Annotated in this window: 22 protein-coding genes and 1 pseudogene; 16 read left to right on the top strand and 7 right to left on the bottom strand. The window is 62.9% G+C overall.

The features are described 5' to 3' along the window. Positions 1 to 46: 46 nt before the first annotated feature. Positions 47 to 1,075, bottom strand: coding sequence for a cytochrome c3 family protein (locus RAK07_RS02715; RefSeq protein ID WP_305731315.1), 1,029 nt, complete (start codon positions 1,073 to 1,075; stop codon positions 47 to 49). Positions 1,076 to 1,327: 252 nt separating this feature from the next. Between RAK07_RS02715 and RAK07_RS02710 the strand changes: the two are divergent. From RAK07_RS02710 to RAK07_RS02685, 6 genes and pseudogenes are all read left to right on the top strand, one after another. Then, a pseudogene (locus tag RAK07_RS02710) lies at positions 1,328 to 2,086 on the top strand (type III pantothenate kinase); the annotation flags it as partial. A gap of 46 nt (positions 2,087 to 2,132) precedes the next feature. Then, positions 2,133 to 4,217: an elongation factor G gene (gene fusA, locus RAK07_RS02705; protein ID WP_305731314.1), complete on the top strand. Its 2,085-nt coding sequence runs from the start codon at positions 2,133 to 2,135 to the stop codon at positions 4,215 to 4,217. A 16-nt stretch (positions 4,218 to 4,233) separates the two neighbouring features. Then, positions 4,234 to 5,262, top strand: coding sequence for an SPOR domain-containing protein (locus RAK07_RS02700; RefSeq protein WP_305731313.1), 1,029 nt, complete (start codon positions 4,234 to 4,236; stop codon positions 5,260 to 5,262). Positions 5,263 to 5,270: 8 nt separating this feature from the next. Further along, on the top strand, positions 5,271 to 6,101 hold the full coding sequence (locus tag RAK07_RS02695) for a hypothetical protein (protein WP_305731312.1): 831 nt from the start codon (positions 5,271 to 5,273) through the stop codon (positions 6,099 to 6,101). A gap of 9 nt (positions 6,102 to 6,110) precedes the next feature. Continuing rightward, the gene (locus RAK07_RS02690; RefSeq protein ID WP_305731311.1) at positions 6,111 to 6,917 is read left to right on the top strand and encodes a hypothetical protein; all 807 of its coding nucleotides are present in this window, start codon (positions 6,111 to 6,113) and stop codon (positions 6,915 to 6,917) included. After that, entirely contained in the window at positions 6,917 to 7,603 is a 687-nt protein-coding gene (locus RAK07_RS02685; RefSeq protein WP_305731310.1) for an MgtC/SapB family protein, read from the top strand. The genes RAK07_RS02690 and RAK07_RS02685 overlap by 1 nt, the downstream gene beginning before the upstream one ends. On the opposite strand, the gene RAK07_RS02680 is transcribed toward RAK07_RS02685, so the two are convergent. Beyond that, complete coding sequence (locus tag RAK07_RS02680; RefSeq protein ID WP_305731309.1) at positions 7,581 to 8,168, bottom strand: methyltransferase family protein; 588 nt, start codon at positions 8,166 to 8,168, stop codon at positions 7,581 to 7,583. The two genes, RAK07_RS02685 and RAK07_RS02680, sit on opposite strands and share 23 nt — an antisense overlap. 89 nt (positions 8,169 to 8,257) lie before the next feature. On the opposite strand from RAK07_RS02680, the gene RAK07_RS02675 reads away from it, so the two are divergent. Then, entirely contained in the window at positions 8,258 to 9,085 is an 828-nt protein-coding gene (locus RAK07_RS02675; protein ID WP_305731308.1) for a cytidylate kinase family protein, read from the top strand. On the opposite strand, the gene RAK07_RS02670 is transcribed toward RAK07_RS02675, so the two are convergent. Next, positions 9,082 to 9,945: a PHP domain-containing protein gene (locus RAK07_RS02670; RefSeq protein WP_305731307.1), complete on the bottom strand. Its 864-nt coding sequence runs from the start codon at positions 9,943 to 9,945 to the stop codon at positions 9,082 to 9,084. The two genes, RAK07_RS02675 and RAK07_RS02670, sit on opposite strands and share 4 nt — an antisense overlap. Before the next feature lie 85 nt (positions 9,946 to 10,030). Here RAK07_RS02670 and RAK07_RS02665 point away from each other — a divergent pair, with 85 nt between their 5' ends. The 3 genes from RAK07_RS02665 (at position 10,031) to RAK07_RS02655 (ending at position 13,348) form a co-directional block, all read left to right on the top strand. After that, entirely contained in the window at positions 10,031 to 10,687 is a 657-nt protein-coding gene (locus tag RAK07_RS02665; RefSeq protein ID WP_305731306.1) for an endonuclease III domain-containing protein, read from the top strand. Between the two features lie 118 nt (positions 10,688 to 10,805). After that, a complete protein-coding gene (locus tag RAK07_RS02660) occupies positions 10,806 to 11,672 on the top strand; it encodes an NAD(P)-dependent oxidoreductase (protein WP_305731305.1) in 867 nt (288 codons plus the stop codon). Positions 11,673 to 11,749: 77 nt separating this feature from the next. Further along, on the top strand, positions 11,750 to 13,348 hold the full coding sequence (locus RAK07_RS02655; RefSeq protein ID WP_305731304.1) for a thiolase family protein: 1,599 nt from the start codon (positions 11,750 to 11,752) through the stop codon (positions 13,346 to 13,348). 75 nt (positions 13,349 to 13,423) lie between these two features. Here RAK07_RS02655 and RAK07_RS02650 read toward each other — a convergent pair whose 3' ends face one another. Genes RAK07_RS02650 through RAK07_RS02640 form a run of 3 tightly spaced genes read right to left on the bottom strand, consistent with a single transcriptional unit; the run spans position 13,424 to position 16,774 of the window. Continuing rightward, positions 13,424 to 15,583 (bottom strand): ATP-binding protein, encoded by a 2,160-nt coding sequence (locus tag RAK07_RS02650; RefSeq protein WP_305731303.1) that lies wholly within the window; start codon positions 15,581 to 15,583, stop codon positions 13,424 to 13,426. Next, complete coding sequence (locus tag RAK07_RS02645; RefSeq protein ID WP_305731302.1) at positions 15,580 to 16,449, bottom strand: HDOD domain-containing protein; 870 nt, start codon at positions 16,447 to 16,449, stop codon at positions 15,580 to 15,582. Before RAK07_RS02645 ends, RAK07_RS02650 begins: the two co-directional genes overlap by 4 nt. Continuing rightward, positions 16,436 to 16,774 carry a hypothetical protein gene (locus RAK07_RS02640; RefSeq protein ID WP_305731301.1) on the bottom strand — a complete coding sequence of 113 codons (339 nt, stop codon included), beginning with the start codon at positions 16,772 to 16,774 and terminating at the stop codon, positions 16,436 to 16,438. Before RAK07_RS02640 ends, RAK07_RS02645 begins: the two co-directional genes overlap by 14 nt. Positions 16,775 to 16,941: 167 nt before the next feature. Here RAK07_RS02640 and RAK07_RS02635 point away from each other — a divergent pair, with 167 nt between their 5' ends. From RAK07_RS02635 to hgcB, 5 genes are all read left to right on the top strand, one after another. Then, entirely contained in the window at positions 16,942 to 17,295 is a 354-nt protein-coding gene (locus tag RAK07_RS02635; protein WP_305731300.1) for a nitrous oxide-stimulated promoter family protein, read from the top strand. A gap of 57 nt (positions 17,296 to 17,352) precedes the next feature. Then, positions 17,353 to 18,117, top strand: coding sequence for an ATP-binding protein (locus RAK07_RS02630; protein ID WP_305731299.1), 765 nt, complete (start codon positions 17,353 to 17,355; stop codon positions 18,115 to 18,117). Between the two features lie 139 nt (positions 18,118 to 18,256). Next, positions 18,257 to 18,712: a MarR family winged helix-turn-helix transcriptional regulator gene (locus RAK07_RS02625; protein WP_305731298.1), complete on the top strand. Its 456-nt coding sequence runs from the start codon at positions 18,257 to 18,259 to the stop codon at positions 18,710 to 18,712. A gap of 30 nt (positions 18,713 to 18,742) precedes the next feature. Beyond that, positions 18,743 to 19,918, top strand: coding sequence for a mercury methylation corrinoid protein HgcA (hgcA, locus tag RAK07_RS02620; RefSeq protein ID WP_305731297.1), 1,176 nt, complete (start codon positions 18,743 to 18,745; stop codon positions 19,916 to 19,918). Positions 19,919 to 19,938: 20 nt separating this feature from the next. Beyond that, positions 19,939 to 20,232, top strand: coding sequence for a mercury methylation ferredoxin HgcB (hgcB, locus tag RAK07_RS02615; protein WP_305731296.1), 294 nt, complete (start codon positions 19,939 to 19,941; stop codon positions 20,230 to 20,232). A 7-nt stretch (positions 20,233 to 20,239) separates the two neighbouring features. Here hgcB and RAK07_RS02610 read toward each other — a convergent pair whose 3' ends face one another. After that, positions 20,240 to 21,205: an HhH-GPD family protein gene (locus RAK07_RS02610; RefSeq protein ID WP_305731295.1), complete on the bottom strand. Its 966-nt coding sequence runs from the start codon at positions 21,203 to 21,205 to the stop codon at positions 20,240 to 20,242. Between RAK07_RS02610 and RAK07_RS02605 the strand changes: the two genes are divergently transcribed. Continuing rightward, entirely contained in the window at positions 21,204 to 21,611 is a 408-nt protein-coding gene (locus RAK07_RS02605; RefSeq protein ID WP_305731294.1) for a hypothetical protein, read from the top strand. The genes RAK07_RS02610 and RAK07_RS02605 overlap by 2 nt on opposite strands. The last annotated feature ends 67 nt before the right edge of the window (positions 21,612 to 21,678 follow it).

The raw sequence follows: 21,678 nt of genomic DNA, 5'->3' as shown, positions 1-21,678 counted from the left end.
TGACGGGCGCCTTTGTCGTTAGGTCTCCGGCGGGTCGGCCAGCCGGTTACATCTTATGGCACTTCGCGCAGTCGCCGGCCACCGAGAAGGCATCTTTCCCCTTGTTATGGCAGGCGCCACAGGACTTACCTTTTACCATGTCGTTCATGCTGGCCTCCATGGTGTGCGCCTTGTACGGGAAGACCTTGGTGTGGCAGTCGGCGCATTTGTACACCTGGGTGTGGAAGTCGTGGCTGAAGGTGGCATCGCCGGCAATGGTCTTGAACTGGACGTTGCCGGGCTTGTACCCCGGGTGGCACTTGTCGCAGTTGCCAACCACGGTGAAAGCGTCCTTGCCGTTGTTGTGACAGGTACCGCAGGACTTGCCCTTTTCCATCTCGGCCATGCTCACCTTGCCGGGGGATTGACGATACTGGTAGACCTTGGTGTGGCAGTCCGAGCACTGGTACGCCTGGGTGTGGAAGTCATGGCTGAACTTGACCGCGGTCGCCCCTTTGACGGTGAAGGTGATGTCCTTGGGTTTCAGCCCCTTGTGGCAGCGGTTGCAGTTACCGGCCACCGTGAAGGTGGGCTTGCCGTTGTGGCAGGCACCGCAGGTCTTGCCTTTTTCCATTTCAGCCATGGTTACCCGCTTTTCCTTACCGGTAATGACCTTGCCGTTATGGCAGCTTCGGCAGGCACCGCCGGTCTTGGCGATATGGGTGGCGTGACTGAAAACGGTGTCTCCCGCCCCCTTGACCTTGTAGGCAACCTCACGCGGCTTGCCGCGGTGACAGCGGGAACAGTCCTTTTCCGCTGCAACACTGAAGGCTTTCGCGCCGGTATGACAGGCGCCGCAGGACTTGCCCTTTTCCATCTCAGCCATGGTATAGCTCTTGCGGTTACGCAGGTCGTAGATGGTGTTGTGACAGATGCGACAGTTGTTACGGTACTTTTCCAGGTGCAGCGCATGGCTGAAAACCACCGGTTCTGCGCTTTTAAAGGAAAACTTGATGTCCTTGGTCTCCACGGCCAGCACGTTTGCGGCCATGAGCACTACCAGCATCACACCATACAGGCCCACTCGTCTGATCATTATCGTCTCGCTCCCGTCAACAGTGATTTACAGCCCATTCGGACGCCACACTATACAGTCGGTGCAAACACCCGTCAATCGTTTATTGGCGGCGTGCCGCGGCGGTTTTGCGGTTGCGGCGTCGGATCGGCTATGGTATACACGTACACCGCTCCTGCGGCGGAAAAACAGGCCGGTTCGGGCGATTTGGCGCGATTGGCTGCCGGAGAGGCGACAGCTATTCTACGATAGGGAATGTGAGGCGTGCCGAGAATGCTCCTGGTCATCGACGTAGGCAACAGCAACATCGTCCTCGGTATCTACCGCGAAACAACCCTGGCGCACCATTGGCGCATCGCCACCGACAAGTCCCGGACCTCCGACGAATACGCCATCCTGCTGCACAACCTCTTCTCCCTTGCCGGCATAAGACCCGACGCGGTGTCGGCCGTTATCATCGCCTCCGTGGTGCCGATGCTCACCGGCGTCCTCGAAACCCTCTGCCGCTCCTATTTCAAGCACCCTCCCGCCATCGTCGGCCCCGGCATCAAGACCGGCATGCCGATCCTCTACGACAACCCGCGGGAGGTGGGGGCCGACCGGATCGTCAACGCGGTGGCCGGCTTCGAAAAGCACCAGTGTTCCCTGATCATCGTCGACTTCGGTACCGCCACCACCTTTGACTACGTCAATGCCAAGGGCGAATACTGTGGCGGCGCCATCGCTCCCGGCCTCGCCATCTCTCTTGAGGCCCTGTTCCAGAAAGCCAGCAAACTTCCCCGGGTGGATATCGCCCGCCCTCCCCAGGTTATTGCCAAAAACACGGTCCACTCCATGCAGTCCGGCGTCTATTACGGCTACGTCGGCCTGGTGGACGGCATCGTTGAACGGATCAAGCACGAAAGCAGGGACCAGCCCCGGGTGATCGCCACCGGCGGCCTGGCTCCCCTGATCGCCCCCGCATCACGCACCATCGACGAGGTTGACGAGTTTCTGACCCTTGACGGGCTGAGAATTCTGTTTGAACGGAACCATTCGAATCCGACGGAACACAACCACGGAAACAAGGAGGCAGTGCATGGGAACCTATCCAACCGAAAAGATCCGTAATCTGGGAATTGTGGCGCACGGCGGGGCGGGCAAGACCTCCCTGGCCGAAGCGATCCTGTTCAACACCGGCATGATCGACCGCCTGGGCCGCGTGGATGACGGCACTGCCACCATGGACTTCGAACCGGAGGAGATCAAACGCAAGATATCCATCACCTCCGCCTTCGACCATTGTGAGTGGAACGGCCATTCGATCCACTTCGTCGACACCCCCGGCTACGGCGACTTCATCGGCGACACCCGTGCCTGCATGCGGGCGCTTGACTGCGCCGTGGTGATCCTCTCCGCCATTTCCGGCGTCAAGGTGCAGACCGAGGAGGTCTGGGCCTGGGCCAACGAATTCGAAATCCCCCGCATCGCCTTCGTCAACAAGATGGACAAGGAACGGGCCAGCTTTCTGCGGGCCATCGATGATATGGAGAAGGCCCTCGGCGCCCGGGGGGTGGCGGTCCAGATGCCGATCGGCAGCGAGGAGCATTTCGAAGGGGTTATCGACCTGATCCGGATGAAGGCCTGTACCTATGCCAAGGACGGCTCCGGAACGTGTCAGGAGGGGCCGGTTCCCGCCGATCTTCAGGATGAGGCCCAGCGCCTGCGCGACCATATGGTGGAGATCGTGGCGGAAGCCTACGATGCGCTGACCGAGAAGTATCTGGAAAGCGGCGAGCTCACCGAGGAAGAGATCCTGGACGGCCTGCGGGTCGGCACCATGCGCAACACCTTCACGCCGGTGCTGTGCGGCTCCGCAACCATGAATATCGGCGTGCGGCAACTGCTCTCGGCGGTCTGCGACTTCCTTCCCTCCCCCCTGGACCGGACCCGCGCCGTGGGAGCCAATCCCAAGAACCACGATCTGATCGACCGTGGTCCGGACGAGAAGGAGCCGTTCTCCGCCCTGGTTTTCAAAACCACCTCCGACCCCTACACCGGCAAAATCACCATCTTCAGGATTTACTCCGGCACGCTTAACTCCGATTCCACCATTTTCAACTCCACCAAGGGGGTCGAGGAACGGATCGGCCAGATCTATGAACTGGAAGGGAAGAAGCAGAAACCGATCAAGCAGGCCTTTGCCGGCGATATCGTGGCCGTTGCCAAGCTGAAGGAAACCATCACCGGCGACACCCTCTGCGACGCCAACAACCCGATCGTCTATGAACCGGCCAAGCAGCTCTTGCCGGTGATCTCCTACGCCATTGAACCCAAGACCAAGGCCGATGAGGACAAGATTCACAACGCCCTGCACCGGATGATCGAAGAGGAGCCGACCCTGGAGTCCCACCGCGATCCCCAGACCAAGGAGTTCATCATCTCCGGCCTGGGCCAAGTGCACCTGGATGTGATCGTGGAGAAGATGAAACGCAAGTTCAACGTGGAAGTGCTGCTGAAGACCCCCAAAGTGCCCTATTTCGAGACCATTCGCGGCTCTGCCAAGGTGCAGGGCAAGTACAAGAAACAGTCCGGCGGCAAGGGGCAGTACGGAGACTGCTGGATCGAACTGTCCCCCACCGGTCGGGGCGACGGCTACCAGTTCGAGGACAAGATCGTGGGTGGGGTGATTCCGCGCCAGTACATCCCGGCGGTGGACAAGGGGATTCAGGAAGCGGCCATCGAAGGATTCCTGGCCGGTTATCCGGTGGTGGACTTCAAGGTGGCGCTCTACGACGGCTCCTTCCACACCGTCGACTCGTCGGAAATGGCCTTCAAGGTGGCCGGCTCCCTGGCGTTCAAGAAAGCCATGGAACAGTGCAAGCCGGTGCTGCTGGAGCCGATCGTCAACCTGACCGTGACGGTACCGGATGAAAACATGGGTGATGTGATCGGCGACCTGAACTCCCGGCGGGGCAAGGTGGTGGGGGTGGAGCCCAAGGCCAACTCCCAGAGCATCAAGGCGGTGGTGCCGATGTCCGAGGTGCTGGCCTACTCCAATGATCTCAAGTCGATGACCAGCGACCGGGGCCTGTTCAGTACGGAGTTCTCCCATTACGAGGAAGTGCCGACCCACCTGGCGCAGAAGGTCATCGCCGAAGCCCAGGCGGCCAAGAAAGACTAGTGTACGGAGGCAGTTCATGGAATTCAAATTCAACAAAAAACCGGCAACCGACAGCGATACCCCAGCGGCAGAGCAGCAGGGGCAGCAGGACAAGGGACGCCAGACGACACTGCTGGTGATACTGCTGCTGCTGTTGGGAGTTGTTGGGTACCTTTACTTCTTCACCGGCCTGATCCGCCCCCAGGAGCCGCCTCCCAAACCGCCGGCACCGCCCCAGGTGGTAAAACAACCGTTGCCCCCCAAGGGTGAACCGGCTCCCACCACACCAGCGGAAGTCGCAAAGCCGGCTACTCCGGCAGCACCTCCGCCGGCAGCGGCACCGGCGGTGAAGCCGACGGCTCCGGCCGCACAACCGCCTGCCCCGGTTGCAGCGGCACAACCCGCTACATCGCCGGCGCCACAACCGGCAAAGCCGGCATCACCGTCCACTCCGGCAGCGACCGCCAAGGTACCGGCACAGCAGCAGCCGGCGGTTGCACCACCGCCCCCGGCGCCCGCCAAGACGGCACCCTCCCCGGCGACGGCAAAAACGGCACCGGCCAAGAAGGAAGCTGCTGCAAAACCGGCGGAGCGCAAGCCCGCGGTGAAAAGCGGCGGTCCCTGGACGCTGGTGGTGGGACTGTACGTTGTTGAGGGAGCCCTTGCCGAAGACATGGCAAAGCTGAAGAAAGCCGGCCTGACACCGGTGATGACCATGGGACCGAAACGTCCGGCCCCCATGCACCGCCTGCTCTACGGCAGCTACGACGACAAGGCTGAGGCGATGAAGGCGGTCGAGATGCTGAAGCGACAGGCCGGAGACGGCTTCACAGTGCCCAAAGGTGGCAAACACGAGGTCTTTGCCGGATCCTATGCGCACCTGTCCGGTGCCCAGTCCGAACAGCAGCGTCTGGCGGCAAGCGGCATCAAGGTGACTATCCAGAAAACCAGTGTACCGGTCTCCTCCCGGAAGCTGACCGCCGGGACCTTTACCGATCGTGCGGCTGCGGAAGCGGCCCTGAAAAAGGTCAGGGCAGTGGTTTCCGGCACACCGGTTCTGGAATAGGTTCGCAGGTGGCGGAAACGGTCAGAATCGTCATACCGCCGGAAGTAGCGGTGTTCGTTCGACCGGAAACACCACGGGACGATCGTCTGCGCGGGGCGACGGGAGGCGTCCTCCTCCCGCCCCGCCAGACGATCCTGCTCCTTTTCTGCCTCAGCAAGGACAGTGACCCGGAGGTGCGTTCCCGCGCCCTGACAACGCTGGCATCACTGCCGGACGAACGGTTCGCGGCGCTGGCCGGGTGGCATGACCTCCATCCCGCGCTGCTGCACACGGTAGCCCAGGTGGCCGGACAGCGCCCTGCCGTGAGGACTCTGTTGTACGCCCATCCCTGTCTTGCCGATGCCACCCGCAGCCTGCTTGAGAGTCATGGGGCTGCGCCCGACCAGGCGGACACGTCCGCCACCTCCGAAGAGGAGGATGGGGAGGAATACGCCAGCAAGTATCAGCAGGCCCAGGCCATGGGGATCGCTGAAAAGATCAAAATGGCCCTGACCGGCGACAAGGAATGGCGCAAGATTCTGGTCAAGGACTCCAACAAGCTGGTCAGCAGCGGGGTGCTGAAAAATCCGCGCCTGACCGAGCCGGAAGTCCTGACCATTCTGAAATCCAGCATCCAGAACGACGAAATCATCCGGATCATCTGCGCCAACAAGGAGTGGGTCAAAAACTACCAGATCCGGAAAGCGCTTCTGGAAAACCCCAAAACACCTTTGTCAAACGCCCTGCGTTTCCTGGGAACGATGAATGAGAAGGATATCGCCGGCTACGCCAAAAGCCGCAACATCTCTTCCGTTATCTCCACCCAGGCGAAGCGGATGCTGTTGGCCAAGCAAAAGTGACCTGCACCCATGGCCGTCATCAATCATGCAAAACGGGAAATTAACGCCAAGATCGTGGTCTATGGCGCCGCCGGTAGCGACAAGGGGGCGCTGGTGCGGTGCATTCAGCAGCGGATCAGGCCGTCGCTCTGCAGCCCCCTCAAAACCATGGCCACCGGCGGCGACACCCTGCTCTTTTTCGATTATGTCCCCTTTGAAAGCTCAAGCCTCGACGGCTACCGGGTCTGCTTCCACCTGTACACCCTGACCGGACCGGTAAAAAATCCGGGAACCTGGAAATTACTGCTCAAGGGAGTTGACGGCCTGCTCCTGGTGAGCGGCGCTACACCGCAGACCTCCCTGGACCCTTCCCTGCTTTCTCCTCTTGTCGCCACCCTGGGCAACTATGGCCGCCCCCCCGACAGTGTGCCGACGGTGGTGCTGTGCGCAGCGAACAACGCTCCCGGCGGCCCGCTGCCGGCGCTGACAGCCGACTTTCCCACGGCACCGCTTTTCAGCGGTTCGGCACATCGGCAGGAGGGGGCATTGTCGGCAGTGGCCGAACTCTCCCGCCGGGTCATGGCCTCACTGCGCGCTCCCTGGGACGGACCGCCGCCATCGACAACCGAGGAACGCGTCCCGGCGGACGAAGATCAAGGCGCCCCCGGGGAATCGGTAACGGCCGCCAACGTCGCCCCCCTGTCGCTGCCCCCCTGCGACCTCGCCCCCGGCGTGCCTGCCACGCTGCGCATCCCGATCACCCTGACGACCGACGGCGTCAGTCGTCGCTACACCCTGGCGGCAACGTTGCTGCTGGAAGCCGAGGAGGAAGCCTGATGCCGTTTCCCTCTCTTGATCCCGAGATGTTGCTCCGTCTGGTTCTGGCCGGCTTTCTGGGGAGCCTGGTGGGGCTTGAGCGGGAGATTCACGGCCGGCCGGCAGGATTCCGTACCCATCTGCTGGTGGCACTGGGCGCGGCACTGTTCGTGCTGGTTTCCCTGGAGTTTTACCAGCGCTTCGGGAGAAGCGGGCTGCCGGGACCGCCCGGCGTCGATCCGGGCAGGGTCGCGGCCCAGGTGGTTACCGGCATTGGCTTTCTCGGCGCCGGGGCGATCATCAAGGAGGGAGCCACGGTGCGGGGATTGACCACCGCCGCCTGCCTCTGGGTTGCGGCCGCCATCGGTGTTGCCTGTGGCGTGGGCATGTTTTCCCTTGCCGCCGCCACCACCGTTCTGGCACTGATCAGCCTCCTGGCGCTGAAGAAGGTTGAAGCGGCGATCAGCAAGGACACCTACCTCCAGGTTACCGTTTTCGCCACTGACCGCCCGGGGCTGCTTGACAGTATCACGCGAGCGGTGCAGGAGTGCGGTGCCGGCCTTATGGAGGCGGCCACGGAACGCGACCTGGTGACGGGAACTATTCAACATGAGTTCAACGTGAAGCTGTCAGGAAGGAACGCCTCCTGTCGCCTGCTGGATGTGCTTTCGGCGGTGGAGGGGGTCAGGCGGATTGCGGTGCGGTAGGCGACCGCCGCACGCGGGGAATGATGAACGGTACCTCCCGGCGGTATGCTTCGTAGGCGAAACCGAAGACGCTCAGTAGCCGGCGCTCCTCCAGCAGGGCACCGGCCAGGAAGTAACCGGTGCTGAGCAGGGTCAACACCAGCCAGCGGGTGGTCATGACCGGATTCAGCAGGCAGAACAGTATCCCCAGAAGGTACAGCGGGTGACGGACGAGACGGTACCAGCCGGTAGTGTGCAGGCGAGGTGTTGCCTCGTTTTTTCCCAGGTCGGTCCCCAGGAAGGCTGCCATGCCGGTCTGCCGGAGACAGGAGACCACCGCCAGTAGCACCACTCCCTGGAGCCCATGGCACACCAGGCTCCAGACACCGGGAACCAGATAGAGCACAGAGGTGGACTGCCAGACCAGCATCACCCAGCCGAACAGGAGACAGGAAAGCAGGTTGTAGGCCAGGCGGTAGAGGCCGGACCGGTGTGCCAGCGCCCCCTTGACACCGGGGATCGCCAGCAGCGAGTGAACAGCCGCAAAAATGGAAAAGCGGAGTATGAAATCAAGCGGTTCCGACATGGCGCCCGCAGCCTAACATTGACCGCTTGTACCAGCAAGCAGAACATGATAAGGGAAGGAAAAGACTGAACCGGAGGTAGGGACAGACGATGGCGATCATAACGATTTCACGGGAGATGGGTACCGGAGCGTACTCCATCGCCCAGGAGCTGGCAAAGAAGCTGAAATATACCCTGGTCGACGGCCCCCGGCTGGCTGCCTGCGCCGCCGACTATGGACTCTCGGTGGATCTGCTGCAGTCCGTCGACGAAAAGCCCCCCTCCTACAACACGGTTGAAGACCGGCAGCGGGCAGCCTGCCTGAACCGTATCGAACTGATCCTGCTCGACTACGCCCGCAAGGGGAACGTGATCCTGTACGGACGGGGCGCCCAGGACCTGCTGCGCGGCTGCGGCAACCTGCTGCGGCTGCGCTTCATCGCCGATTTCGATGAGCGGGTCGAGCGTTTTGCCGAACGGGAATGGATCGACCCCGACCTGGCCCGGGAGCTGATCCGGCGCAGTGATCACCAGCGCGGTGGCTTCATCCACTACTACTTCAACCGGGACTGGAACGACCCCCTGGAGTATGACCTGATCTTCAACACCATGCGCCTTTCACCCGCCGCCATCATCGATTCCGTCATGTCGGCGCTGAAGGACCCGCAGCTGAAGGAGGCCGATGCCTGGGCCGGCAACATTATCGACAACGCCATCCTGGTGAAACGGATCGAAACGGCGCTCCTGCAGTCTGACGAGCTGGCATACCGCCCCTTCAGGATCGATATGGAAGACGGCACGGTGACCCTGTCCGGCTACATCGGCTCGGAGCAGGAAAAAACCGCCGCCCTGCGGGTCGTCGGCGCCATGGAAGGAGTGTCGCGGGTTATCGACGACTTGGCGGTGGTCAATTACAAGGCATTCAAGGAAAAAATCTAGAGCGGTTCCTGCCGTTCGGCAATCCGCGCATACAGGGGTGGGAGCAGCGCACCGGAAAACCGGATGCCGCCCCGCCCCTTTCCCATGGTATCGCCAGGATCGATACCATGAAAATCAGACCCTGCGGTGGTAACGAGCCGATGACGACGGGTCAGCCCCTGCAGGAAGGCCGCTTCCGCCTCGCTGGCCATGCTGTTGTAAACCTCAACGCCGTCCAGGCCAATGGCGGCAAGTCCGCCGACCAGACGCTCCAGCACCGTGAAATCGGTGCTGATGCTGGTGGGATGGGCCAGCACCGCCGCCCCACCTGCCCGCCGGATGGCGGCAATGGCCTCCTCCATCGGCCAGTAGGTCTTGGGGACGTCGCAGGGTACCAGGTAGCGATCAAATGCTTCCTCCATGCTGGCGACATAGGCACGCGCCATCAGGGCACGGGCGATATGGGGACGCCCCATCACCCCTCCCGCCAGTGCAGTGACGTCGTCGGGGTCCAGCGGTTGCCGTCCCTCGTGATCAAGGCGGCGGTTGACTGCGGCAACTATTTCCCGGTTACGGTTGGCGCGGCGCTCGGCAAAGGTGGCAAGGCACCGCAGCAGTTCCGGTGACGCGAGGTCAATGCCGTAGCCCAGCAGATGGACGTCGCGCCAGTTCTGCCAGGCAACGGACAGCTCCACCCCCGTCAGCACCTCGACCCCCCGTGCCCGGCCGGCGGCCATGGCCCGTGCAACCCCGGCAATGCTGTCGTGATCGCAGAGCGCAATGACGCCGAGCCCGGCGCGACCGGCCGCATTGACCAGGTCCTCCGGTTCGAGCAGGCCATCGGAGCAGGTGGAATGCATGTGCAGGTCAATATCAATCATTGCGGCACCTCTGCGGCGCATCATGACCGGAAAACCATGAAAAGGCAAGCGGACCAGGCGCCACCGCGAAACGAGGAACCCCGCCATGAAGGATCAGCAGATACATGAAGCCATGGCCCTGCTCCGACAGGAGTGCCGGCAGTGGCCGACGCCGTCGGTCACCGTGGTGGCGCAGCGCCACCGCTCCCCGTTTACGGTGCTCATCTCCTGTATCATCTCGCTGCGCACCCGCGACGCGGTGACGGCAGCGGCATCGGAACGGCTCTTCTCCCGGGCCGTCTCCCCGGACGCACTGGTGCGCTTGACCGTGGACGAGATCGCCGACCTGATCTATCCGGCCGGCTTCTTCCGGGTCAAGGCCGGCCAGATCCGCGACATCTGCTGCCGGCTGCTGGAAGAGTACGGCGGCACGGTCCCCGATACCGTCGAAGAACTGGTCCGCTTCAAGGGGGTAGGCCGAAAAACGGCAAACCTGGTGGTGACGCTGGGATACGGTAAGCCGGGAATCTGCGTCGATATCCATGTGCACCGCATCACCAACCGCTGGGGCTACGTCGCCACCGCAACCCCCGATGAAACCGAAATGGCGCTGCGCCGCACATTGCCGCCGGAGTACTGGATCGAGATCAATGACCTGCTGGTCAGTTACGGCCAACACCGCTGCTTCCCCACGGTGCCGGCATGCTCCGGCTGCCCGCTGGCTCTGCTGTGCAGCCGGATCGGGGTCACCCGCAGCAAGTGACATCGTTTTATACCGACGCAACCAGGCAAAACGGGGTTGCCAGCAACCCTATTTCAGTGTATTAATGGTGCTGGTTACAACAGATAACATCATTTGATTTTCCATAGGAGGAGCTGTCATGCAGCGTAAAATCGGCTTTATCGGTCTGGGAACGGTCGGACGACATATGGCGGTCAACCTGGCCAAGGGGGAATACGACATCACGGTGTACGATCCGGATCCCGCCAAGGTTGCCGATCTGGTGTCGCTGGGGGCCAAGGGTGCCGCAAATGCCGCCGAGGCATCCCGTGGCAAGGAACTGGTCATCTCCATCGTCTCCGAAGGAGATGAACTGGGGCCGCTGTTCTGCGGCGAGACCGGCGTACTGGCCGGTATCGACCCCGGCACCATTTTTGCCGACATGGGCACCACCTCCCTGGAGACCACCATGAAAATGGCGGACGAAACCACCAAGCGTGGCGCCCTCTACCTGGACGCACCGATCTGGGGCAACAAGGACCATGCGGCAAGCGGCCTGCTCACCATCATCGTCGGCGGCGATCCGGCCATCATCGGCAGATGCCGGGAGCCCTTCAGCGTCTTCGGCCTGAACACCATCCACGTGGGCAGTGTCGGCGACGCCACCAAGATGAAGTTCATCGTCAACCTGGCCCAGGCCACCCTGGTGCAGGTACTGGCCGAGAGTATCGTGTTCGGCGAAAAAATGGGGTTCAGCGCTGACAAAATCCTGGAGGTTCTGGACACCCGCGGCGTTGCCTCACCGATTTTCCACCTCAAGGGACGCGCCATGGCCCGCAACGAGTTTACCCGCAGCCTGGCCCTCAAATATGTCAACGACGGCCTGCACCTGGTCATGAACGCCGCCCGCCTGGTGGGGCTCTCATTACCGGCAGGCGAAGCCGCCAGCAAGATGTACGAAAAAGGGGTGGAGGCCGGCTACGGCGAAGAGGACTTCTCGGCCGTCATCAAAGTCCTGCGCTCCTAGGCAGGCAGAGGGTATACGCTGTCTTTCCGGATACGGGGCGTTCGCAAGGGCGCCCCGTACGGCTTTGGAGGTTCCCCATGCATCCAGAATTCATCCCCCGTCCGGTTTACATCGCCGCCTCATGGATGGCGCCGGTGGGGCGTTACGCCGGCAAAGAACGCGAAAAGCTGACCTTCCTCGAAATGGCGGAACGCTGCGACCAGGTGTTTGAGACCAGCCCGATCAGAAAACGCCAGATCGAGGCGGTGGTGGTGGGAAGCCAGAACCCGGCGGCCTTTTCGGGGGTGGACAACACTGCCGCCAAGATCGCCGGTATCCTGGGGGTTTCCGGAGTCAAGTCCATCCTGATCGACACCGCCTCCTCCTCTGGCGCCTCGGCCTTTGAAAACGCCTACCTGGAGGTGGCCTCGGGACGGCACGACCATGTCTTGGCCATCGGCATCCAGAAGATGAGCGACGCCTCAACCGCTGCAGCGACCGGCATCATCGCCGGAGTCATCGACCGCAACGAATCGGAGTATGGCCTGACCATGCCGGCCTGCGGTGCCCTGGTGGCACGTGCCCTGAAAGAGCGGCTGGGACTGTCCGATGAGGAATGGTCCGCCTACTCCGCCCTGTTGACGGAACGCAGCCAGCGTTTCGCCGCCGTCAACAGCGAAGCGCATCTGCAGCAGCCGCTCCCGGTGGCGGACTATTTCCGCCAGGTCGATAGCGGCGAAAACTATCGTTACTGGTATCCGCTGCGCTACCACGACTTCTGTCCCATGTCCGACGGCATGGCAGCGGTCATTCTGACCTCCCGCCCCCAGGATGTGATGGTTTCCGGCCTGGGCAGCGCCACCGACATTCCCACCATCGCGGACCGTAACTACTTCCACTCCTTCCCGGCCACCGTCATTGCCGCCTCTGTTGCCTACGGCATGGCCGGCCTGCGCACGCTGGCCCCTTTGGAGGGGAACCTCCACGTCAACATGCACGACCCCTTCAACGGCTTCGGCCCGATCAACCTGGTGGACCTGGGGGTGGTGCCCCGCCACCGCCTGTTCGACGCCCTGCTGGACGATGGCCTGACCGGCCCCACCGGCTCCTGGCCCACCAACCTGACCGGCGGCCTGAAGGGCCGCGGTCACCCCTTGGGGGCCACCGGCATGATCCAGATCGTGGAGAACCACCGCATGATCGTCAATGGCCGCTTCAATGCCGGCCTGTCCCACTCCATCGGTGGCCCGATCAACAACAACGTGGTGGTCCTGATGGAACGGACCGACAGCTTCGAGCGGCGCTGCCACGAACCGTACCGCCCCTGGGGCATGCCGTCACTGGGACGGCTGAAACCCAGGGGCGTGGACCTTGACGCACTCCTGGCCGACACGGGCCGCTGCACAGGGGAGTTCGTGACCGGGACGATCCGCTACCACTACAAGACTGCCCGGCCGGAAGTGGTGATCCTGATCGTGGCCTGCCGTCATAACGGCAGGAAGTTCAGGTTTCTGTTCGGCCTGGATGGCTCGCATGCTGCGGAGGTGATGGGGCTGGGCACTGGCGACGGCATCATGATCGAACGACAGGAAGGGGAGATCATGCTGAACCGGATGCCGGTCAAACGCTTCTACCGGCGCACCCTGGACGGCCTCCGCGCCATCGCCGAAAGCGGCTGGAAACAGCTGCGTTCATGACGGAGTACGCCACGAACGGCCGACACCACACAACCTACGAGGCCATGGCATGCGCTGTTCCGGTTTTCTGGTCCGTCACCCTGTTCCCGCCGTTGCCGTGAAGGCTTCCAGCCGCTCTTTCAGCACTGCCAGCCGCTGCGGGGCATCGGCAATAGCGCCTCCCTTGGCCGCCTCTTCCAGCCGTGAAGCGGTTTCCCTGAGCTGCAGCGCGCCGATGTTGGCCGCTGCTCCCTTGATGGCGTGGGCATGGCGGCGGACGCCATCGGCATCTCCTGCAGCGACGGCGACCTCCAGATCGGCCATGCCGGCGGCAACTCCCTTGTAAAAAATGGCCAAGAAACGGGGCAGTAACGCCTCAGCCCCCCCCAGCCGCTCCAGCAGGTCGTCACGGGCAAACACCGGCAAGGCCGCTGCCGGCGTCTCCGGCTCGGCCGGTTGATCTGCGTCAAGCGGGGTCATCCCGGCACAATGACGCCGCAGCATCGCCAGCACCTGTGCCGGCTTGACCGGCTTGGACAGGTAGTCGTCCATGCCGGCAGCCAGACACCTGGCACGATCATCGGCTGCAGCATAGGCGGTCATGGCAACGATCGGCGTACGCGGACGCCCCGATGCCTCCTCCAGGTCACGGATAATCCTGGTCGCCTGCAGACCATCCACCTCCGGCATCTGCACATCCATGAACACGATATGGAAGCTGCCACTGCCGTACCGTTCGATCGCCTCCCTGCCGTCCACCGCCAGGGTCACGGCATGTCCGGCCCGCTCCAGAATGATTCTGGCCATCTCACGGTTGATCTCCACGTCATCAACGAGTAGTACCGCCAGGCAGCCGAGGCTCTCGGTTGCGCCGGTAACGACGCCAGCTCCTTCCTCCTCGTTCTCCCCACTCGTCACCTCGTCCGCCACCTGGCCGAAGCAGGCGGTGAAGAAAAAGCTGCTTCCCCTGCCCGGTACGCTTTCCACCCAGATACGTCCACCCATCAACTCCGCCAGACTGCGGCAGATGGCCAGCCCCAAGCCGGTTCCGCCGAACTTCTTGGTGGTGGTTGCGTCGGCCTGCTCGAAGGTCTCGAAGATGCGGGCCTGAGCGTTCGGCGCGATACCGATCCCCTGGTCCGCCACGCAGAAGCGGAGCCGCAACCGCTCATCCTCTACCGCCTCGCAACAGACCGCTACCCTGATCTCTCCCCTGCTGCTGAACTTGATGGCGTTCCCCACCAGATTGATCAGAATCTGGCAGAGCTTGCCCTCGTCTCCCTCCAGCCATGCCGGCACCGCCGGAGCAACGTCGATGGCCAGCCTGATTCCCTTTTGCTCGGCCCGCACCGCCAGGGGGTAGAGCCGTCGCTCAAGCACCCTGCGCACCGGGAAGGGCGCGGGAACCAGTTCCAGTCTGCCCGCCTCGATCTTGGAAAAGTCGAGAATGTCGTTGATGATCACCAGCAGGTTTTCCGCCGAATCCCGGATGGCCTGCACATGCTTGTGCTGCTGTTCCGGGCTGAAGCCCCCCTCGAGCAGCAGCTCGCTCATGCCGATCACCGCATTCATCGGCGTCCGGATCTCGTGGCTCATGTTGGCCAGGAATTCGCTCTTGGCGCGACTGGCCGCCTCGGCCCGCTCGGTGGCCTCCGCCAGTTCGCGGGTACGCTCCTGCACGCGCTGTTCGAGACCGGCCATATGCGTGCGCAGGAGAGAACGAAGCGTCGTGCTTTCGATCGCATAGGCCGAGGCGTAGAGGACGATGGAGAGCGCGTTCAGGGAGGGGGCCTCGATCGTGGCGACCTGATCGGACAGCAGGCCGACAAACATGCCGTGGATGCGGGAACGGGTGGCAATGGCCTGCAACAGCAGCGTCCGGCCGCAGACGGTGGGAAGCAGCACCGCCTGGTTGCGGTTCAGGGCCCAGGCAAAGGCGCCGTCCATGATGGCGGCATCCACCGCCTCCTGCACCTCCGCTAGGCCGGACGCAGGCTCACAGCAGACGATCTCGAAGCTGCCGTCGTCCTGGCAGCTCATGATACAGGCCCGGGTGAGCGGTGTCAGGCGAAGCGCCTGGGCCAGGGTGGCACGGCACACGGCATCGAGGTGTTCCGCCCGTGCCAGGTCGGCCTGGAAATCGCCGCTGCTGGCCAGCATCTCCAGGATGGCAACGTAGCGGCGGTTGGACTCCTCCAGGTAGCTGATCCGCTCCCTGAAGAAACCGGCGTCCCGGGAGTGCTCCTCAGCGCTCATGGCTCCTCCGAGAGGATGGTGAACGTATCGTCGATCTGACTTTCAGCCTGCTTCAGCACGGTGGCCAGCATTGATATCGGCGCATCCAGCCGCTGCCACGCCTCGTCCTCCAGCGGGGGGACGCACCATTCGCCGCCACGGCCATACTCCATCGCCTGGCAGATGATGTCGGCCAGATGGACGGTGGCCGCCTCCAGCGGATACTGCTCGGCACGGCCGGGACGATGATGGCATTCAACCGGTTCCACGATATTGGCGGGAATCTTCCAGGCTTTGAGCAGAGCGCTACCCGCATCGGCATGGTCGAACCCGAGCCGTTGACGCTCCCGCACCTGCAACAGCTCGGCCGTCTCCCGGCTTTCCACGAGGATGTCCCGCACCAGGTCCGGTACGGCCACGGCCATGATGATCTGCCCGACATCGTGCAACATGCCGGCGACAAAGAAGCGCTCCACGTTGCTGTCCCGCCGCCAGACCGCCAGGGTGCGGGCAATGATGCCGCACGCGATGCTGTGTCGCCAGAATCCCGGCATATCCATCAGTTCCGGTGGGATCCCCCTGAAAACCCCCATGACCGACGCAGCCAGGGCCAGGTCGCGCAACTGCTGGGTTCCGATGATGGTAACGGCCCGGTTGATGGAGTCAACCTTGCCGAACCAGCCGAACATGGGACTGTTGGCCAACCGCAGCAGCCGGGCGGTCAATCCCTGGTCCTCGGTGATAATCCGGGCGATGTCGTTGACTGATGTGCGGGGATGATTGATCGCTTCGTTCAGACGATCATAGAAAAGAGGCAGGGAATAGACCGTGCTGGTGCGGTCCACCAGCATTTCCAGGGTGATCGGCGGCGCGTCAGCAAAGGCCATGCTGCACCTTCCGCAGGGCCGCGAGCAGCAATAATTCCCGCATCACCGGATGCTCGGTACCGGAGCACGCAAACAGCGGCAGCAAACGTTCCTGGGCCGCTTCCACCGCCGCGGGATCGATCTCGGCCGGCAGCGGCCCGGCAGGCTCCTCGTTGCTATCGTCGCCAACGATCTGCACCTCCGCGATCCCCCAGGTCCGGAAAATGACCAAGTGTTTCCGGTTCAGCTCCGCACCGGCTCCCAGCAACATCCGCCCGTTGCGGTCAAGTACATCGGCGGCCAGCACCATGCCGACTTCAAGGTTGTCCACTGCCACCAACGCCATGCCTATCCTCCCGCCACCGAAAACAGCTCCTGCCGACGACCTGTTGCCGAAAGTTTTCGGCATTGATTCGCACTGACTCGGGTTATACTCCACTTTCCGGACCAAGAAAAGCCGGAATGTCTGCTATTTTTTGACTGTCGTCATACAGCACGCCGGGAGACGGATGCATGATGGGAACCATGAACGGCCTGACACGTCATCAGTATAAAGACATCAAGATCATCGCCCGGTTTACCCAGGTCTGGTGTGCAGGGCACCAGCATAGCTCCCGGCAGCCCTACCCCCTGCCGGGGGGACTGCACCCGGTGGAGCTCTGCGAGGAATGCAGCCGCTTCGTTGCCTACGCCATAGCCCGCCGGCTCCATTGCCCGCTGGAGGCGGAAAAACCGAGCTGCAAAAATTGCCGGATTCACTGCTACGCCCCCGCACAACGCGAACTGGTCAAGCGGATCATGGCTTGGTCCGGCCGGAGGATGATTCTACGGGGGCGACTGGATTACCTCTGGCACTACTTATTCTGAACCATTGCGACACGATACTGCCACTACCCGAAACCACCTGACCAAGGAGAACGAACCATGCTGAGAAAAATTGTTACCATCGATCCGGAAAAATGCGACGGCTGCGGACTTTGCGTACCTTCCTGCGCGGAGGGGGCCATCACAATCGTCAACGGCAAGGCGGTGCTGGCTGCCGACAACCTCTGCGACGGCCTGGGGGCCTGCCTGGGGGACTGCCCCCGCAACGCCATCACCATCGAAGAGCGTGAGGCCGACGCCTTTGATGAAGCTGCCGTAGCCAAGCACCTTGCCGCCCAGGGCAAGCCGGCCCCGGCTCCCCACCAGGCCCCGGCCGCTCCCGCTGCTCCCCACGGCCATGCTCATGGCCATGGCCACGGCGGCGGCTGCCCCGGCTCCCGGATGATGAGCTTTGCCAAGCCGGCTCCGGAGGCTTCCCAACCGGCCGGCAGCCGCCAGAGCAGGCTGGCCCAATGGCCGGTGCAACTGCACCTGGTCTCCACCAGCGCTCCCTACTTCCAGGGTGCAGACCTGTTGATCACGGCCGACTGCGTGCCGGTGGCCTATGCCGGCTATCACGAGGATTTTCTGGACGGTAAAGCAGTGGTGATGGGCTGCCCCAAGCTGGACGACAACCAGTTCTATGCGCAAAAATTGACCGAGCTGTTCACCAAGTCGGACATCAAAAGCGTTACAGTCCTGAAGATGGAAGTTCCCTGCTGCGGCGGTATCGCTATGGCAGCCCGCCAGGCCCTGGCTGCCTGCGGCAAGCAGATTCCCTACAAAGAGGTGACCATCGGTATTCAGGGGCAGATCAAGGGATAACTCCCCTGCCATCCCCCTTCTCCGCCCCGTGACGCTTCAACGTCACGGGGCTTTTTTTATCGGTTGCCGCAAAACAAATTTGCAAAACACAACCAATCACCCCATACTACGCCCCATGAACCAAGACGGCACACCAGACGTGGGACACGCCCTTGTCGACCAGATGCGCCTCTTCAGCAGACGGATCACCGTGCTCGCCGCCGCAGGATGCACCACCTGCTGCGGTGAACAGATATCCCCACTCCAGGGACAGATTCTCTTCGAGATCCAGCGCCAGGCCACCCCTTCCATGCACCAGGTGGCCGCGGAACTCGGCATGGACATCACCACCTTCAGCCGCCAGATCAAAAACCTTGAAGCACGGGGACTCCTGACACGCCAACGATCGCCCGCCGACCGCCGGGTCAGCCGACTCTCCCTCACCCGATCAGGGAACGAACTGATGGAACGGATTTCCCGCCACATGGCCAACGGCATCGCCCGCCCCCTTGCCGCCCTAACCCCCTTTGAGCAGGATACCGTGGTACGCTCCCTTGCCTTGCTGAATCAAGCTCTGAACGTGGCCCGCAACCACCCGCATCGCCCCCTTGAATAAGTTGCATTTTGCAACAAAATGGTGAGAACCATGGCAACCGACACCAAACCTTCCTGCTGCCCCCCCTCCTCAGCCTGCTGCGCCCCCACGCCTCCGACCTCCTCCTGCCGCCCAACAGAGGCTGCCGACCCGGCCATTGACGCTGCTCCCTGCTGCGGGCCGGCAGCATTGATGCGCGGCGGCACGATCAACGACCAGGTTCCCGGATTCCAGGCATGGCTTTCCACCGCCGCCGGCCCTGCGCCCCGCATCTCCACACAGTTGAGCATGCGCGATCATCTCGGGGCCTGCACGGTACGCTGGGGGATCAACAGGATGCGCTACATCGTACCGCCGGGACTGTATGCCATCGGCAACCCCACTGCCGATGCGCCGGTGCTGGTCACCGCCAACTACAAGATGAGCTACGATCTCGTGCGCAGCGTGTTGTCGGGCTCCAACGTCTGGCTCGTGGTGCTGGAGACCTTCGGCGTGAATGTCTGGTGCGCTGCCGGCAAAGGAACCTTTGGCACCCGCGAGCTGGTGGAGCGGATCGAACTGAGCGGATTGTCCCGTGTTGTCAGCCACCGCGTCCTCATCCTTCCCCTGCTGGGCGCTCCCGGAGTGGCAGCGCACGAGGTACTGCGCCAAACCGGCTTCACGGTGCGTTACGGACCGATACGGGCCGCCGACCTGCCGGCCTATCTGGACAACGGCATGACAACCACACCGGCCATGCGCCGCCTCACCTTTTCCTTCTACGAACGCCTGGTACTGGTACCGGTTGAGCTTGTCCAGGCCCTGAAACCAACGGCCCTGGCGCTTCTGCTGCTCTTCGCTGCCGGTATTCTGGCGGGGGGCATGCGGACTGGCGCCACGGCGGCCCTGGCATGGCTGGGCGCCGTGCTGACCGGCGTGGTGGTGGGACCGCTCCTGCTTCCCTGGCTGCCGGGCCGCAGCTTCGCCATCAAGGGAGCGGTGGCAGGGGGTATCTGGAGCCTGGCCTGGTATCTGATCGCCGGAGGGATGACCTGGAGCTTTCCGGAGACTGCGGCATCCTTCCTGGCACTACCGGCAGTCAGCTCCTTTTACACCCTCAATTTCACCGGCTGCACCACCTATACTTCTCCCAGCGGCGTCCGCACGGAAATGCGGCTGGCACTGCCGGTCATGGCCGGTGCCCTGCTACTGGGAGGAGTCCTGCTGCTGGCGGGACACCTCCTCTAATTCATGCGAAAGGAATACCCATGCATGACTTCCGGTATCTCCACAACGTTGTTACCCTGGGACTGGACCGGGCCGCCTGCATCGGCTGCGGCAGATGTGCAGAGGTCTGCCCCCACCAGGTGTTCGCAGTGAGCGACCGCAGGGCATCCATTATCGATCGGGACGGCTGCATGGAGTGCGGAGCCTGCGCCAGGAACTGCCCGGCCCGGGCCATCGCCGTAGAGGCGGGGGTGGGATGCGCCAGCGGCATGATCAACCGCTGGCTGCAGGAACATAATCTGAAGGGGACGAGCGGCGGAGGATGCTGCTCGTGAGCAGGATTCAGGCGATACGGTACCCCTGCCCCTGGCGCACCACGAATCCCTCCCGCAGCAGCGCGTCGAGAATCGGCTGTACCCGCACCGGCTCCGCCGCCAGCTTTGCGCACAACGCCGCCATCGTCGACAGGGGTTCGGCAAGCACCAGACGCACCACAGCCCCGCGCAACTGACGATTGGAACCTTCGAAACGTCCCTGGACCGCGTGGTGACGGCTGCGGCGGGAAGGGTTGGGGAATCGTCGCTTCAGATCGCTGCCGTAATCCATCAGGGCATTATACCAATGACGAGGCCGTTGCCGGTCAAGGCTCGCCTCCAGCAGTGGCAGCAGCTCCCGGTCCGGCACCTCCTGCCGGTCGCCAAAGAAGAGGTGCAGCAGAACGGCGCGGATGTTGGTTTCCAGAAAGACCGTCGGCCGGTTGAAGGCAAAAGCGGCAACGGCGCCGGCAGTATAGGGGCCGATGCCGGGCAGCTGTTGCAACAGCTGAGGGGTGTCGGGCAGCGTGCCGCCGAAATCGGTCACCACTTGGGCAGCGGCCTTGTGCAATGCCAGCGCACGTCGATTGTACCCCAGCCCCTGCCAGGCGATCAGCAGGTCGGCCGTCGGCGCAACCGCCAGGGCCGCCGCATCGGGAAACCGCTCCAGAAAGGTGCGGTACTTGGGAATGACCCGTTCCACCTGGGTTTGTTGCAACATCACTTCGGAAACCAGCACCTGCCAAGGGGTGGCGGCCTCCCGCCAGGGAAGCGTCCGGCCATGCTCACGGAAGTAGGCATACACCAGGCGGCGAAAACGCCCGGTCACACCACGGGACATCCCCTCGGCACGATAGCGCTCCGTCAGCACCGTCTCCCGGGGCGTCGCGCGGTCGGCCGGCCAGCCGTTCACGACCTCCTTGCGCCGCGTCGCCCCTTTCCGGTAGGCTATGACGGACGATGATCGCTGTTCCGACAATGAGGAGTCATCCATGGAAACATCCTTACAGCCCATGACCGCCGATAGCGTCAGGGAAATTCTGGAATCCGCCGGTGCACAGGTCATGGCCCGCTCCGGCCGCACCGAACACTACAGTGCTCCCCGCGAGTTTTCCTTTGAGGTAAAAGGGCTCTTTCCCAACGGCATGGGGATGCATATCGTTGCCCGGCAGTTCAACTACCGCGACCCCTGGGAGGCCACCGGCCGGGTCAATGACCTGGTTGATGTACTGCTGCTGCGCGGGGGAGAGGCAACCCCGCTACCCAGGGGGTACACCTGGTTTCAAGGAGCCGAGGAGGAGTGCGGCGTGGATGAGATGACCCTGCGGGAAATGGTTGCCTGCGTACGCGAGTTGAACGTGAAGGTGTATGAGCTGCAGCGGTTGACCGGCGATCTCTGAGCCCACGTCCGGTGTGCAACCCTGTCGCACACCGCTGCGTCTCCGCCTCTGCCCGGGTGCCGCCGCC

Source organism: Trichlorobacter ammonificans, assembly GCF_933509905.1.
Taxonomy (GTDB): domain Bacteria; phylum Desulfobacterota; class Desulfuromonadia; order Geobacterales; family Pseudopelobacteraceae; genus Trichlorobacter; species Trichlorobacter ammonificans.
Note: the sequence above shows the minus strand (reverse complement) of the source record. Positions and strands in the feature narration are given on the sequence as shown.

Bases quoted from the DNA above. Each gene is read 5' to 3' on its own strand.
- RAK07_RS02715 (WP_305731315.1), bottom strand. From the start codon at position 1,075: ATGATCAGACGAGTGGGCCTGTATGGTGTGATGCTGGTAGTGCTCATG.
- fusA (WP_305731314.1), top strand. From the start codon at position 2,133: ATGGGAACCTATCCAACCGAAAAGATCCGTAATCTGGGAATTGTGGCG.
- RAK07_RS02700 (WP_305731313.1), top strand. From the start codon at position 4,234: ATGGAATTCAAATTCAACAAAAAACCGGCAACCGACAGCGATACCCCA.
- RAK07_RS02690 (WP_305731311.1), top strand. From the start codon at position 6,111: ATGGCCGTCATCAATCATGCAAAACGGGAAATTAACGCCAAGATCGTG.
- RAK07_RS02685 (WP_305731310.1), top strand. From the start codon at position 6,917: ATGCCGTTTCCCTCTCTTGATCCCGAGATGTTGCTCCGTCTGGTTCTG.
- RAK07_RS02680 (WP_305731309.1), bottom strand. From the start codon at position 8,168: ATGTCGGAACCGCTTGATTTCATACTCCGCTTTTCCATTTTTGCGGCT.
- RAK07_RS02675 (WP_305731308.1), top strand. From the start codon at position 8,258: ATGGCGATCATAACGATTTCACGGGAGATGGGTACCGGAGCGTACTCC.
- RAK07_RS02670 (WP_305731307.1), bottom strand. From the start codon at position 9,945: ATGATTGATATTGACCTGCACATGCATTCCACCTGCTCCGATGGCCTG.
- RAK07_RS02665 (WP_305731306.1), top strand. From the start codon at position 10,031: ATGAAGGATCAGCAGATACATGAAGCCATGGCCCTGCTCCGACAGGAG.
- RAK07_RS02660 (WP_305731305.1), top strand. From the start codon at position 10,806: ATGCAGCGTAAAATCGGCTTTATCGGTCTGGGAACGGTCGGACGACAT.
- RAK07_RS02655 (WP_305731304.1), top strand. From the start codon at position 11,750: ATGCATCCAGAATTCATCCCCCGTCCGGTTTACATCGCCGCCTCATGG.
- RAK07_RS02650 (WP_305731303.1), bottom strand. From the start codon at position 15,583: ATGAGCGCTGAGGAGCACTCCCGGGACGCCGGTTTCTTCAGGGAGCGG.
- RAK07_RS02645 (WP_305731302.1), bottom strand. From the start codon at position 16,449: ATGGCCTTTGCTGACGCGCCGCCGATCACCCTGGAAATGCTGGTGGAC.
- RAK07_RS02640 (WP_305731301.1), bottom strand. From the start codon at position 16,774: ATGGCGTTGGTGGCAGTGGACAACCTTGAAGTCGGCATGGTGCTGGCC.
- RAK07_RS02635 (WP_305731300.1), top strand. From the start codon at position 16,942: ATGATGGGAACCATGAACGGCCTGACACGTCATCAGTATAAAGACATC.
- RAK07_RS02630 (WP_305731299.1), top strand. From the start codon at position 17,353: ATGCTGAGAAAAATTGTTACCATCGATCCGGAAAAATGCGACGGCTGC.
- hgcA (WP_305731297.1), top strand. From the start codon at position 18,743: ATGGCAACCGACACCAAACCTTCCTGCTGCCCCCCCTCCTCAGCCTGC.
- hgcB (WP_305731296.1), top strand. From the start codon at position 19,939: ATGCATGACTTCCGGTATCTCCACAACGTTGTTACCCTGGGACTGGAC.
- RAK07_RS02605 (WP_305731294.1), top strand. From the start codon at position 21,204: ATGGAAACATCCTTACAGCCCATGACCGCCGATAGCGTCAGGGAAATT.
- RAK07_RS02610 (WP_305731295.1), bottom strand. From the start codon at position 21,205: ATGGATGACTCCTCATTGTCGGAACAGCGATCATCGTCCGTCATAGCC.